At 41.4% G+C, this 12,981-nt stretch carries 15 protein-coding genes, 1 tRNA gene and 1 pseudogene; 6 read left to right on the top strand and 11 right to left on the bottom strand.

Features of this window, described 5'->3' with window-relative positions; translation table 11 throughout:
* Positions 1-67 precede the first annotated feature (67 nt).
* Positions 68-751 carry an ERF family protein gene (locus tag LBL30_02540; protein MDR1031980.1) on the top strand — a complete coding sequence of 228 codons (684 nt, stop codon included), beginning with the start codon at positions 68-70 and terminating at the stop codon, positions 749-751.
* 573 nt (positions 752-1,324) lie between these two features.
* Positions 1,325-1,579 carry a hypothetical protein gene (locus LBL30_02545; GenBank protein MDR1031981.1) on the top strand — a complete coding sequence of 85 codons (255 nt, stop codon included), beginning with the start codon at positions 1,325-1,327 and terminating at the stop codon, positions 1,577-1,579.
* Positions 1,580-2,972: 1,393 nt separating this feature from the next.
* Here the strand turns inward: LBL30_02545 and LBL30_02550 are convergent.
* From LBL30_02550 to mlaD, 11 genes and pseudogenes are all read right to left on the bottom strand, one after another.
* Positions 2,973-4,136 carry a hypothetical protein gene (locus LBL30_02550; GenBank protein ID MDR1031982.1) on the bottom strand — a complete coding sequence of 388 codons (1,164 nt, stop codon included), beginning with the start codon at positions 4,134-4,136 and terminating at the stop codon, positions 2,973-2,975.
* Entirely contained in the window at positions 4,090-5,970 is a 1,881-nt protein-coding gene (locus LBL30_02555) for a DUF927 domain-containing protein (GenBank protein MDR1031983.1), read from the bottom strand. The genes LBL30_02550 and LBL30_02555 overlap by 47 nt, the downstream gene beginning before the upstream one ends.
* Entirely contained in the window at positions 5,957-6,238 is a 282-nt protein-coding gene (locus tag LBL30_02560) for a hypothetical protein (GenBank protein ID MDR1031984.1), read from the bottom strand. Before LBL30_02560 ends, LBL30_02555 begins: the two co-directional genes overlap by 14 nt.
* Positions 6,239-6,490: 252 nt before the next feature.
* Entirely contained in the window at positions 6,491-7,291 is an 801-nt protein-coding gene (locus LBL30_02565) for a hypothetical protein (protein ID MDR1031985.1), read from the bottom strand.
* Between the two features lie 100 nt (positions 7,292-7,391).
* Positions 7,392-7,467: transfer RNA gene (locus tag LBL30_02570), tRNA-Phe, on the bottom strand.
* A 122-nt stretch (positions 7,468-7,589) separates the two neighbouring features.
* Positions 7,590-7,901 (bottom strand): 2Fe-2S iron-sulfur cluster binding domain-containing protein, encoded by a 312-nt coding sequence (locus LBL30_02575; protein ID MDR1031986.1) that lies wholly within the window; start codon positions 7,899-7,901, stop codon positions 7,590-7,592.
* An 11-nt stretch (positions 7,902-7,912) separates the two neighbouring features.
* Positions 7,913-8,242, bottom strand: coding sequence for an iron-sulfur cluster assembly accessory protein (locus LBL30_02580; GenBank protein MDR1031987.1), 330 nt, complete (start codon positions 8,240-8,242; stop codon positions 7,913-7,915).
* 57 nt (positions 8,243-8,299) lie between these two features.
* Positions 8,300-8,674 (bottom strand): annotated as a pseudogene (locus tag LBL30_02585) (iron-sulfur cluster assembly scaffold protein).
* Between the two features lie 15 nt (positions 8,675-8,689).
* The gene (gene murA, locus LBL30_02590; GenBank protein MDR1031988.1) at positions 8,690-9,976 is read right to left on the bottom strand and encodes a UDP-N-acetylglucosamine 1-carboxyvinyltransferase; all 1,287 of its coding nucleotides are present in this window, start codon (positions 9,974-9,976) and stop codon (positions 8,690-8,692) included.
* Positions 9,977-10,093: 117 nt separating this feature from the next.
* A complete protein-coding gene (locus tag LBL30_02595; GenBank protein ID MDR1031989.1) occupies positions 10,094-10,567 on the bottom strand; it encodes a DUF2155 domain-containing protein in 474 nt (157 codons plus the stop codon).
* Positions 10,539-11,006 (bottom strand): outer membrane lipid asymmetry maintenance protein MlaD, encoded by a 468-nt coding sequence (gene mlaD / locus LBL30_02600; GenBank protein MDR1031990.1) that lies wholly within the window; start codon positions 11,004-11,006, stop codon positions 10,539-10,541. Before mlaD ends, LBL30_02595 begins: the two co-directional genes overlap by 29 nt.
* Positions 11,007-11,156: 150 nt before the next feature.
* Between mlaD and LBL30_02605 the strand changes: the two genes are divergently transcribed.
* The 4 genes from LBL30_02605 to LBL30_02620 are packed head-to-tail and all read left to right on the top strand — an operon-like array spanning position 11,157 to position 12,978.
* Positions 11,157-11,471 carry an AtpZ/AtpI family protein gene (locus LBL30_02605; GenBank protein ID MDR1031991.1) on the top strand — a complete coding sequence of 105 codons (315 nt, stop codon included), beginning with the start codon at positions 11,157-11,159 and terminating at the stop codon, positions 11,469-11,471.
* Positions 11,472-11,512: 41 nt separating this feature from the next.
* Positions 11,513-12,232 (top strand): F0F1 ATP synthase subunit A, encoded by a 720-nt coding sequence (locus LBL30_02610; GenBank protein MDR1031992.1) that lies wholly within the window; start codon positions 11,513-11,515, stop codon positions 12,230-12,232.
* 32 nt (positions 12,233-12,264) lie between these two features.
* The gene (locus LBL30_02615) at positions 12,265-12,489 is read left to right on the top strand and encodes a F0F1 ATP synthase subunit C (protein ID MDR1031993.1); all 225 of its coding nucleotides are present in this window, start codon (positions 12,265-12,267) and stop codon (positions 12,487-12,489) included.
* Between the two features lie 27 nt (positions 12,490-12,516).
* A complete protein-coding gene (locus LBL30_02620) occupies positions 12,517-12,978 on the top strand; it encodes a hypothetical protein (protein MDR1031994.1) in 462 nt (153 codons plus the stop codon).
* Positions 12,979-12,981: the final 3 nt, after the last annotated feature.

Consider the following 12,981-nt stretch of genomic DNA (forward strand, 5'->3'; position numbering starts at 1 on the left):
TCTTGTTGAACTAGAAGGTGTTCTTACCGGATGGTGGGCTGGCAGAGAGTTTGGCAGTAAGTGATGGATGTTTGGGGGGGGGGGAGAGATGAATATTCGAGAGAAGATACAGCAGGCTAGGCTTGAGATACAGGGGCTTAATCTAAAGAAGAGTGGTCGTAATGCATTTGCTGGCTTTGAGTACTATGAGCTCAAGGATTTTCTGCCTGAGGTGAACAAAGTGTTTCATGCATTGAAGCTCTACGACAGCTTCTCAATAACTGACTGTGAAGCTTGCTTGAAGGTCTTTGATCTGGAATCTGAGAACGAGGTGGAGGCGTTTTCCATCAACATCAACGAGGTAAGAGCTCATTTGTTTAACTTATCAGCTAAGGGGAATGCTTTGCAGAACATTGGCTGTATGAACACGTATCTCAAGCGGTATCTGTATCTGAATATGCTGAACTTGGTGGAAGGCGACGAGGTAGATACTGCTGCTGAGAGAGTCTCAGTATCGAGAGACCGCAATACCAAGCAGATTCGCCTGGAGAAGCCAGTAAAGACAGGAGACAAGGTATTTGCAAACAACCCCAAGGTAGAGAGCTATATTAGCAAGGCTGAATCCATTCACAGCCCTGATGAAATGAATAGTTTCATTGATAGCCTGAAGGATGAGAAGCTGGCTTCGACGGAGAAGCGCGCTATCTGGAATCCGATCGCAGAAACAGCCAAGCTGCAAGGATGGCAGTTGGTTAATGGGGCTTATGTATGAAGGAGGGGGGGGGGGGCAAATTGCCCCCTCCTTATTGGTAACAGAATGTTACTGATTTAAATTGGCAAATTGAACTGTATACAAATTGTGTATGGTTGAAATTAACCGCAGCAGTACGAAACATCATATAATTATGCTGGCTAGCTTGCTAGTAGTACGGAAAAGTCGTATAGCTGACCTATTATCTTTTAGTCGGCATTATATAATGCTCTTATTTCTGAAGAGTAGGTTAAACAACGTTTCTAGCCATACTTAAAGCTATTTTTCTACCTTAAGAAAGACTAAAGCTAGCCAATATTAAATCGTTTTCTTATAACCAACAGTTACAAGCTGATTTAATAAAATTAATAATTGCTTGCGCGTGATCAAAGAGATATTGGAACAATTTGAGGAAGCCAAGAAGATTTTAGCGGAAATGGGTGCTACTAAAATCAGGATTGCATCTAGAAAGCAAGTGTTGCCTGCGGTGAGTGTGTTTTTACAGAAATCTCGTGAGAAGGTTAGAGTAAAGGCTGCGATAAGGGTAATCTGATGGAAAGCAAGGGTTAGACAACGACGGAAGTGGAAGAGGCTGTGAAGCGAATGGATATGGAAGAGCTGGATAGGCAGATAGCTGAGCGCAATAAAGTGTATCGGGAAATTGTGATGACGGTAGACGAGATATATTGCTCTGCGGAAATGAAGCTCGCGATTGCGGATATTGTGTTTGAAAAGCATATTAAGAGGGCTGCGGAATTCAATCAGTATCCGAGCAAATTGAGTTTGGAGGTTGGTTGTTTTAAGAAGGCCGAGCAACAACTTTTGAAGATGCTGAAGAGAGACGTATAACGCAACTGATTGAGTTAGAACTGTATATTTTTTTTAGGTCCTTTTAGGGCAAGCAGTGAGATTGTTAGTCATGTTGCTAAAGCATTATAGATTTGCAATCTTATTGCTATGGAGCAGCAGCTCAAAGGTGGGGAAAAATCTTCTTAGAGGACTTAAAAGAGGTTAGGTGGGGAATTGTTATATGCACCAGCATAATAGTAGGTCTATATCCTTTATTTTCTTTCTTATGATCGGAAACTTCGTCTAGCCACAAAATACTTAAATTATTGTATCTGTAGAGCTAGGCTCTTCAATTATCTTACAGCCTCTTCTTCATATAAGGTTTATTGCTGCTAGGCTGGGGAGTATTGATAAAGGCGAAGAATTGGATTAACTTGCTAATGTATGTATGTCGTTAGTAGGATTACACTCCCAAAAAAGAGAAAATAACGGGAAAAGCCGACCATTTGACGGTACATTGGCCGCCAGCAAAGCCAATTCCAGAAAGGGTGTGGTAGCAATATGGCCGGGATGGCCGGAAATAAAAAGCAAGTAGAAAAAAATGAGAATAATAACACTCTAAAAGAGACTAATAGACAATAAATATAGAAATAATATATATAATATATAGTATATGTATAATATGTATATACTATATTTTATTATTATTTTATCTTTTCTTTTTTTCGATTGTATTTTTTCTTTATTGATTCTCAAAAAACCGGCCATTCCGGCCATTTTCTTCGGAAATTCATAGTGCAGAGCCATTTTTTGGTGGCCGTTCGCATTTTTCTGACCGACCAGACCGGCCAGCCTCAACTAAAATAAACTGTTTGGCTCTGCAGCGTCATTTTTAACGATTAACTTTAAAACCACTCACTTATCTTACAATCTAACTTTAAAAATTAGCTAAACCTCTTTAATAATCGAACATAATCGACCATATAGTTAGACCAATTGTCTTCGATGATTAAAACCATGAAAGCAGTAACTATCACTCCACGCCCATTTAAATGCGATTGTGATATAGTTTGGTTATAGAGCGCCATTAATCAACAATCACTTGTGCATCTCTGTCAGACAAGCCCTACAAGACGAATCTGTCTTCACCCCACCAGCACTCTAAGTTTGAGTTCTAGCCACCTCATTTTAAACTAGCGTGACATAAAACAGGTGAAACTATTAGTTATTAATAAGTTTAAGGAGCATTTCTCTTGCTTTCTCAACACCGTGGATTAGGTAGTAGTCATTAGCATCATTTGGCGGTTTATGAGTTGGATCATTTTTTAACTTACGAAATTTCTCCGTATCTTCTGGGGTGAACGATATGATTTTTTTAATCATGTTTCGGCATTTAATTGAGCCTTTAAGACCTGCATTATCGGTATCATTAATGATGACAAATCTCGTACTTTTATCGATGTATTTTCCTTCTTGAATATAGCTTTAGTAAGTTTTGGTACACTTTATTGAGGTTTGTACTTGAGAAGCAGCATAGAGTTTTATAGCTAATTAGTTTGTTGATAGTCAGGGCGGTAGCTGGTCCTTCACATAATACTATATTCTCCGTTTTACCTTCTAAGGGAAAGAACAAGCCTTCTACTTTTATTAGTGGTAAGAACCATTTATCTTTACCATCCTTATTTTTATAAGGTGTGATGTATTGGATGGATTTCAATTCATAGTTTAGGTTTGAAGCAGAGATGATAAAACTTCCTTTTGGTATGCAAATAGATTTTTTGTCAGGCGATAGGTAGTGGATGTATTCGTGTTTAGATGTCTGACCAATAGGTTGGTTTTTAAAATCAGCCAGGTCTAATCCCTTCCCAGCCAGGTATTTATTCGGTTCGTTTATTGGTGAGTACATGGCTAAGTTCAGTATTTCTTTAGCTCGTCTGAGGATGTCTTCTTTTGCCTTTAACAGTATCTCCTGCGCCTGAGTTTCTTGTTGGCGTTGGTCTGGTTCAGAGCAGGCTTGCCTAGTGTAATTTTTATTACGCGCAATCTGTTTTATTGTTGACTGATTGTTGGAATTGTTTGGATCAGGCTCAGATACGAGTGTCTCTAACATTAATGGATTCTCATCAACTGACACAGTTGGTACAGTCTCCACTGGGGAGTCGGTTGGTATTGAATTGTCTCTCACTGGTGAAGTAGGGCGTTTAACTGAACAGTTTCTTTTAAGCTCGATATCGATACTAAAGTCCCTGGCTAACACTTCACAGGCTCCGTGGAAGTTACAGTTTTTTAGCTTTCGTATGAATGTGATTATGTCATAACCTTCTTCATCGCAGGCAAAGCATCTGAAATAGCCATTGGTAATTCTCATTGATGGATTTTGGTCATCATGAAATTGGCAATTAGTCATGTAATATGAACCATGCCTAATGATTTTTGATGTGATGTATTTCTCTGCTACTTCTTTGGCTGTGATTCTATCTTTCAGCCTGCGTGCTATTTCGCGTAGCTGATTTTTTGAGTAGGGCTGTTTGTTAGTCTTGCCCATGGCTTGTGTAATTATCTGGTAAGCTCTAATCTTTTGATTTTTTAAAATTCGCGGTGTAGTAGCTTCCCTCAACTCCGTTCAAAGTAACCCTATCTGTGAATCTTAAGTCTGGTCCTCTCTTAGCGACTTTTAACGTTCCTTCGGCGGCTAAGTCTCTTAGCGTCTTCTTATAACTCTGTCCAGGTAAGAACTCCTTTTCGAGGTAGTCGCGAATAATGTGGTAAGTGTCGACTGTATCACCGATCTTAGCTTCCCCCCTAAAAGCTATCGTCCTGCGATTACTCAGTGTGAACGTTCTATCAGTTAGCTGGACTATTAGGTGGGCATTTGTGCTTAACGCGGCGTGGAGTTTTTCACTTGTGGTCGCTTCGGGAAACTCATCTTGTTCTTTTCTACATTTCACTATGTTGTCGAATAGTTTAAATATATTCTTACTTACGGACTCGCAGTTCAGTTTTACAACGCCCTCCTCAATTAATATTTCTGCACAGGCATTAGTTTCAATGAATGGAATTGCTTGGCGACGTAAGGTTGAACACTCATCATTTAGGTTAAAAATCTTATAAAATTTTTCACTTACTTGTTCACATTTATCCCTAAACACTTGTTCTAATTTATCGCCATACTTTTCGAGAAGAATTGTTATGGCGTGTTTACTAATACTCCCATGATATTTGCTGATATTATTTTCTATCCGCTTGATAAAATCTTCGTGAGACTTGAAGCCATGTAAGTTTGGGAAGATCAGGTCTTCGCCTCCCCGGTTAACGTGGAGGTCAATAAACCGCGCATTTTGCCTCTCCATTGGAGATAATTTGATTTCGGCTAGTTTTTCTTCAAGAGTCTTTTCACTTGAGCTAAGGATATTGGCAGTCCAGCTTACTTGCTCATCAAGAGTGCCATCTCGCTTGCACCTAACTTTTCCTTTACCAGTGAATAGTGAGTAGGCTAAGTTTTTAAATTCTTTTGCGTCGATTAGTGCGTTTTCATCTAGGATTAAGATGGAGTTATTGTGATGAGCAATCATTTGTTGGAGAGCTAAGCCAGTAGAATTCCAAAACTGGCGAAAATCTTCTGGATTTCCCCACGCTGAGGCTGCTATTTCTAGTGACGTTGTTTTTCCTGTACCAGACGGGCCCACTAGACTAATCGTATATGATTGGTTTTTGAGCTGGTCTTTTTTGAACAAGCCGCTCATTGAGTAGAAAGTTACAAACTCAGGAATAGGATTACCTTCAATGTATTTTATTACATGGTCACTGTATTCATCTGCCGTTCCGCTAAGCGCATAGCCATAAGTTTCAGTAGTATCTTCTAACCTATATATAGTATTAGCATCTGGTGATAATGAACCTTTTGGTAAAGATGAGATTGAATATGCGGGTGTAATGAAGACCTGATTATCGCCATCTTTATGCCAGCCAGTACTAAGTAGGGTTTTTATTAATCCTGGTGGGGTAGCATCGATTAAGTATTCTTGTATTAATCTAAAATCAGCTGTTGGAGAGACGCCATGAGAGGCTAAGTATTCTGCTACGTCAGTTTTAGTTTTCTTTTTAACTAGAAGTGAACACTGAACATTGAGATATTTAAAGTTGCCTAATATATCAATAAATTCTATTTGAAGTAATCTTAAGCCTTTTTTGTCGATGACATTATGAGTACACTTTAGATAAGTTGGACAAGCTGTTTCTTTACCAACTAATAAAGCGCCGCTATTATCATAGAAATACTTATCATTATAAGTATTGCCCCACTTGGTGAGATAAGCTTTTCCAGGACCGAATAGCTTTTCTTTTATGTCCTCAAAAGTGTTATCAGTATAATCAATGTTATCCAGCTCAAGTTGATTCCTTATGACTTGATTTATATGCGAAGGATACTTACCTTCATCAACCTCTGTCATTGGCCGCCTCTCTAGCTGATGCATTTGGTGTGATAGTTACAGGCTCGTTGCTGTATTTAAGATGCCTACTCTCTAGCCACCCAGGTACATTTGCAGTTGGATAACTCACTGACCTATGTCCCGTCCTGACCTTGCCAGGCACTCCAAAACCTTGAGTATCTAAATTTCTTAGCGTATGTGGACTCATGCCAAGAATGTTGGCTAAGTCCTTGCGAGATATCAGCTGCGACTTCACACCACTTAATAGCTTTTCAAAATCAAAATTCATCAATAAAACCTCCATAAATTTAAAAACTGCACTGTGCAGCTTTGACCGGAAGGATTAATAACAAAAGTGATTTGCAACGAAAGCTAATTATCGACTGTCAAGTGACTGTCACTTCACCAAAGCAAGGTTGAGAATAAGGCTATAAATCATTGATTTATAAGGAATCTTTCTCAGAAATCAATTGACCCTCAATTGAGAATATAAATCGCTAAACCCCTTGTGTACTAAGGGTTTTCGGTGACCGTCGATTTTCTAATCGAAAGTCATCCTTAAATAAGTCATAGCTTCCTTTAAACGAGTACGTGTAATAACTATCTCTTCTCGTTTGTAGAAGATATTGTCGAATGAAATTTGGTATTTTAAAATTTTGTCCTTTTTATTTGGTGAAGAAATCTTCCTTATAGAGTCACCAAAAATCTTTCTCAAACTATTATCGTTAAGCCCAGACAAGTTGGCGGACTTTACTAGCTCTAACTTATTAGTACTTAGATAAATCATTAATCTAATATGTGGGAATTCTGGGTTATCCAATTTAGTGACATCGCTAATGTTTATTGAAATTGAATTGGCTTGTTCTCTCCACCGACTTGGCGCAAGTTCGTAGAAGTCTGGGTATTTTTCTTTAACTTCGTTTATCAAATCTGCAATCTTTACAAAACCTGAACTGGCAACGTTAATTATGGTATCTGTGCCGTCTAGCATTCTTCTGACAAGTTTAATACCTTCTATCAAGTTATTACGCAGCCTATGAATTGTTTTCAGATCAACGGCAGACTGCTCCTTAAGAGATATTTCTTTCTGGATTTTCTCAAAGCGCATATTATTAAAATACATAGAAGTCGCGTTTGATTGGTTATCATCCTCATAACAACTAAATACTTCTACCTGTAATTCACCAAATATGTTTGGCTGTATTCCACAAAATCTGTAAGGCAAGTTGTCATTAATCGTAACGTGGTACGGATATTTATTCACATCATCATAAGGATATAACCGAGCCAAATAGTGAAGGTCTTCCTTAAGTCCGATATCTTTAATTCCTACTAAGCACATCCATAGTCCATGCATCCAAAATATGGGGGAGATGTGGGGTAAATCATCAATTTCTAAACAATTTTAAAAAACAAAACCATCGATAAACTAAGGCCTGCATTGGTGCCCAGGGACGGAATTGAACCGCCGACACGAGGATTTTCAGTCCTCTGCTCTACCAACTGAGCTACCTGGGCTTAAGCGTGAGTCGACTCTAAATTATTTGCAGTAAGTTGTCCAGGCTTTACGGCTTGGCGGCGACTGGATCGCCCGGCCCATATCGTTGCAACTAGCTTAGAATAGCCTTGGCACCAAAGCTTTACTGTTGCGGCAGATGAACCACTATTCCATCCAGCTCGTTCGTCACCCTTACCTGGCACCCCATGCGAGATGTGGGTTTGGCATTCCAGACCATGTCTAAAAGATTTTCTTCGGTCTCTTCTGGCTTAGGAAGTTTGTCTGACCACTTTTCGTCTATTACTATATGGCAGCGCCCACACGCCAAATTGCCTCCACATGGTCCGCTGAGGTCAACGTTGTTGTCCTCCGCAGCCTGTAAAACTGTAGTACCGGCGGAAACTTCCACAGTAGTAACGCTTCCATCTGGCTTAATGAAATTTATCTTTGGCATTTTATGTTTAATTATGCACAGAATGACATTCCACAGCCGCAACAGCCGCTTTGATTAGGATTATCAAACTTAAACCCAGCCCTGACGCCGCTGTCTACATAATCTACAATCGATCCAGCGATTAATGGCAAAGCATCGGCGGGAATCGAAACCTTCAATTCTCCACAGGAAAATAACATGCCGTCCGGAATATCTTGACATACCTCGATATCATAGGTAAGCCCTTTGCAACCGCCGTGCCTTACCCCAACAACCACGCATTTGCCTTTCTGGGTTTTTAGCATACTCATCATGCGATCTTTAGCCGCTTCAGTCAGTGTCAATGGCGTCTCTGCAGTCATTTCTTGCCTGTTATTATTTACCTTTTCACTATAGCACTGTTTTACTGTCTGTCCATGCTTTTGCCGATAGTCGTCAACCGCCGCACTCAACGCTTCTTCGGCCAACACTGAGCAATGCAGCTTAATCTTCGGTAAAGACAAGACCTCTGCGATGTCTGAGTTCTTTACGTCACCAATATCTTCAAGCCTTTTGCCTTTGATCAGCTGGGTCAGCAGCGAACTTGATGCAATCGCAGAACCGCACCCAAAGGTTTTAAATTTGGCGTCTTCAATCACTTCGTTTTTGACCAAAATCTGCAAACGCAAAACGTCTCCACATGCCGCTGTTCCACTTGTACCCGTCCCCACATCTGGATCGGTTTTGTCAAGCTCACCGACGTTTTGTGGATTGTTATAGTGTTCAAGCAAGATTGTGCTGTAATTTTTCCTCATAAAGGTACCATTTTATTAGAAATTAATTTCCTCTATATCGGCGCCGCAGGCCTGCAGTTTTCCTACCGCATTCTCGTACCCTCGCACAAGGTGATAAGTTCGGCCTATAACGGTGACGCCACCAGCTGCCAGCCCGGCCAATACTAACCCGAAGGAGGCCCTTAAGTCAGTTGCCATGACAGGCGCTCCTTGCAGTTTCTTAACGCCTTTTATTCCCGCTTTGGCGCCTTTTAAAGTGATATCTGCCCCCATTCGGCACAGCTCTGGAACATGCAGGAACCGATTCTCCCAGATATTTTCGGTTATTACAGACGCTCCTTCGGTGATGCACATAAGCGCCATAATCTGGGCCTGAAGGTCGGTAGGAAATCCAGGAAACGGCTCTGTCGATACGTTAATTGGGCAAAGCTTGTCGGCGTTTACCATTAGGCCTTGCTTCGTGCCTTCAACGCTTATACCGGCTTGTTCGAACACATCGGCGGCGCCTGACATAAGGGCGCCAAGCCCCTCACCAACCAGCTCAATTTCCCCGCGAGTAATAGCCGCTGCGATAGCATAGGTTCCTGCTTCTATGCGGTCATATATGATTTTGTGCTTCGCCCCATGAAGTGTATCAACGCCTTCAATTGTAATCTTTTTTGTTCCATGCCCACGTATCTTGGCTCCCATGCTGTTTAAGCACTTGGCCAAGTCGACGACCTCCGGTTCACAAGCCGCATTGATTACAGTTGTGGTACCTTTTGCCAGCACTGCGGCCATCATAATGTTTTCCGTGCCGGTGACGGTTGGAACATTAAAATTTACCGTTCCTCCCTTAAGACCATTAGGGGCTTTGGCCGCAATATATCCATCTTGCAAATCGATCTCGGCCCCTAGTGTCTGCAATCCCTGTATATGCAGGTTAATTGGTCGCACACCAATGGCACACCCGCCAGGCAAAGATACTTTTGCTTGTTTAGCTCTGGCAAGCAGAGGCCCCAAAACAAGTACCGAAGCCCTCATTTTCTTGACAAGATCATACGGAGCAGTGGTAGAGCAAATGTCTTTGGCAGTAAGCTTCATGCTGCTGCCGCTGCAATCGACATTAACCCCCAGTATACCAAGCAAATTTGACATCGTTCTGACATCGGCAAGTGCAGGTACGTTGTCCAGCGTGACTGGTTCGTCGGTAAGCAAGCTTGCAACCATAAGCGGCAAGGCCGCATTTTTTGCCCCTGATATGTTTATTTTGCCTTTGAGGGGTATGCCGCCTTTGTTAATTCTGATTTTTAGCAAATTTAGCTCTTCGCTTGAGTCAAACAAACAGACTCTGTAAACAGAGTATTCCCTAGTTGGCGATGTTGCAAGAAAAACAGCTAAAGCCAGTATTGGCAGCTATTTAACATGCTTAGATTGAGCGCTCTTGCTTACCATAAGCTTCTAAAAGCACTCGGCGACTTTGATATTGTAAATGGGATGTTCAAAAACGTTAATCGAAGGCGAGGATGCGTACATCCAACCGCTAAACACCGGCTCTTCGCTTGATGGATTGATTTCAGCAGTTTCATCCGCAGCCTTTATGGGCTTTTTATCAAAAATTTCTAAATAAACTACGGATTCTGGGGGAAATTCAGGCGTGTTCTTAAAAGCCTTTTTAAGCACTAGCTTTAAGCGACCGAAAGATACCGGCTCGCTGGTATTAACCTCAACTTTATGAGTATGCCCGCTGGTTCTATCTAGAATTAACAGTTTAGCATTATTTACTTGAGCGTATTTAACGCTGTCAAAGTATCGCGTGTTTTCGGCCGTGACTAACTGTCCAATGAACAGTACAAACAGCGCTAGACAGCGGAATGTTTGTATCGCACCACCAAGCAAAACGGTTTTAGCTTCCTGCTTTTTTCTCTGAGCCATTTGTGGACAGCAAAAACTTTCCTATAAGCGATTCTAGGCTTAGGCTGCTTTGCGTTCTGGTAATTTCTTCCCCAGGTTTAAGAAACTCCTCATCAGATCCAGGATCTAGGTTCAGGTACTTACCGCCCAAAAGCCCCTCTGAGTCAATTTTAGCAACTGTATCCTTCGGCAACTTAACATTGTTCCTTATTAAAATGGAGATTTTGGCCAAATAACTTTCGGAATCTAAGTTCATATCAACGACGCTGCCGATCTTTATGCCGCCAAGGCGCACTTCGCTGCCTTCGTCGATTCCGCTGATATTGTCGAACTTGGCGTACAAAATATACCCATCTTCTTGATTCAGCTTAGAATAATTAAATGCATACGCTGCAAATAGGGCAGTTATAACGATTACTGCAAAACCTATAAGACTTTCAAAAACTCTGTTGTTTTCCATAATTAAACTGTCAGGCTCGCCTGCTTTATGTAACATGATACACTGATAAAGTTAAATATATCACTAAACAAACAACAGAGGCTTACATTTTGATGTCTATATGCATATAAAGCATTGTAAACTAAGCAAACATAGGCGGCAGAAGCCGATTTGCGCGCCTTTAAGGAGGTAAAAAATCGTTTGAGAAAGTCGAAAGAAGATCTAAGCGAACGCTTAAACAAATTAGAACGGTCCATAAAGTCCGCCGAGGGTAATGATGATCATTTGCTTTTGAAGCATAAAAAACAAATAAAATCGACGTTGATGCACTGTGGGATTGAGCTGTTTTCCTGTGTGCTGGCCGGGCTTTTGTTTGGCCTTTTAGTGGACAAGTATTTTGAAACCAAACCTTTATTTATTATCGTTGGATTTATGCTGGGCGTAGCCACTGCGTTTTACAACATCATAAAATTGGTGCGTAAGTGATTTTGTGATAATATGACCGCGTAAGGTTTTGCACAAGTTAGATGAACCCTTTACATCAGTTTGAGATAAAGCCGATTCTGGATATATCTGCCGGCGGCATCAGCTTTGCGTTTACCAACTCGTCTTTAGCAGTTCTGCTGAGCTGTTCTGCTTTCGTTATCTTGATGCTTCTGTGTACCAGTAAAAGGCAATTAATTCCTTCGCGGGCTCAAGCCTTTGCGGAGTTTGCTTACCAGGCGATATCATCCATGGTCGACGAAAATATTGGTCAAAACGGACGTCATTTCTTTCCGTTCGTCTTTTCGTTGTTCTTTTTCATTTTGGCCGGCAATATGTTTGGCTTAATCCCTTATTGCTTTACTTTCACAAGCCACATTATTGCGACGTTTACCCTTGCTATGATCGCATTCTTGCTGGTGACGATTTACGGCTTTATCAGGCATGGCCTGCATTTCTTGAGCTATTTTGTGCCGAAAGGAGTACCGCTGGTCTGCGGCTTACTTCTAATGCCTATTGAGCTGTTTTCCTACCTTTCGCGACCGATCAGTCTTTCGATTCGGTTGTTTGCCAACATGATGGCTGGGCATACGATGCTTAAGGTTTTTGCTGGGTTTTCGGCACTTATGGGGGTATGGGGTATTGCACCTTTGGTGGTTAATGTGGTTCTTACTGGATTTGAGTTGTTGGTTGCGGTATTACAAGCATATGTGTTTACCGTTCTGACTTGTCTGTATTTGCATGACGCGGTTTATTTACACTGATTTAAGGTAGGTTTTTAAGAGGAAAATAGAAAATGGAAACTGAAGCGGCAAGGATGATAAGCGCGGCTGTTGCGCTTTTTGCGTTGTTTGGCGTTGGGCTTAGCATGGGCAATATATTTTCGACATGGCTGTCGTCGATTGCCAAGAATCCATCGGCCAAGGATGATTTGTTCCCGGTGGGGGTCTTAGGGTTCGCGCTGACTGAAGCAATCGCCCTGTTTGCCTTACTTATATCGTTCTTGATTTTGTTCAAATAGCTTGTGCTGTTAAGGAATTAAGGCAGAATGCCGCAGCTTGATTTTACCACTTTTCCGTCTCAGATATTCTGGATTATGGTTGGGTTTGGCTTGTTCTATATATTGACGTCTCGCATGATTTTGCCAAAAATTGGCTCAGCGCTTGAGGGGCGGCAAAAATACATCGCTGATTTTTTGAACAAAGCAACCCAACTTAAGGATCAGGCCAGCGAGGTTAAACGAAGCTCAAAAAATCTGCTTGAGGAAGTTGAAGTGCAAGAAAAAGCGGAAATAGAGCAAGCCATGTTAGCGGCGCGAGGTCAACTTGACGCTTATAAAAAGCGCATAGAGGGCGAGTATGCGGAAAAATATGCCAAGCTCGTGAAAAATCTGTCTAAAGACGCCGAGGCTGTGTTAGCTGCGCTATCAAGCGAAGCGTTGGTAATTGCGAATGATTTCACGAATCGTTACAAATCAGCGCCTTCAAGTAGCGCTTTTTTTAAGGAGTAAGCG

The organism is Holosporales bacterium, assembly GCA_031263535.1.
Classification (GTDB): domain Bacteria; phylum Pseudomonadota; class Alphaproteobacteria; order UBA3830; family JAIRWN01; genus JAIRWN01.

What these genes read in the sequence shown, in the direction of transcription:
- LBL30_02565 (MDR1031985.1), bottom strand. Translation starts at nt 7,291, where the DNA reads ATGTGCTTAGTAGGAATTAAAGATATCGGACTTAAGGAAGACCTTCAC.
- LBL30_02595 (MDR1031989.1), bottom strand. Translation starts at nt 10,567, where the DNA reads ATGGCTCAGAGAAAAAAGCAGGAAGCTAAAACCGTTTTGCTTGGTGGT.
- mlaD (MDR1031990.1), bottom strand. Translation starts at nt 11,006, where the DNA reads ATGGAAAACAACAGAGTTTTTGAAAGTCTTATAGGTTTTGCAGTAATC.
- LBL30_02620 (MDR1031994.1), top strand. Translation starts at nt 12,517, where the DNA reads ATGCCGCAGCTTGATTTTACCACTTTTCCGTCTCAGATATTCTGGATT.
- LBL30_02575 (MDR1031986.1), bottom strand. Translation starts at nt 7,901, where the DNA reads ATGCCAAAGATAAATTTCATTAAGCCAGATGGAAGCGTTACTACTGTG.
- LBL30_02580 (MDR1031987.1), bottom strand. Translation starts at nt 8,242, where the DNA reads ATGACTGCAGAGACGCCATTGACACTGACTGAAGCGGCTAAAGATCGC.
- LBL30_02555 (MDR1031983.1), bottom strand. Translation starts at nt 5,970, where the DNA reads ATGACAGAGGTTGATGAAGGTAAGTATCCTTCGCATATAAATCAAGTC.
- LBL30_02560 (MDR1031984.1), bottom strand. Translation starts at nt 6,238, where the DNA reads ATGAATTTTGATTTTGAAAAGCTATTAAGTGGTGTGAAGTCGCAGCTG.
- LBL30_02540 (MDR1031980.1), top strand. Translation starts at nt 68, where the DNA reads ATGTTTGGGGGGGGGGGAGAGATGAATATTCGAGAGAAGATACAGCAG.
- LBL30_02610 (MDR1031992.1), top strand. Translation starts at nt 11,513, where the DNA reads ATGAACCCTTTACATCAGTTTGAGATAAAGCCGATTCTGGATATATCT.
- LBL30_02615 (MDR1031993.1), top strand. Translation starts at nt 12,265, where the DNA reads ATGGAAACTGAAGCGGCAAGGATGATAAGCGCGGCTGTTGCGCTTTTT.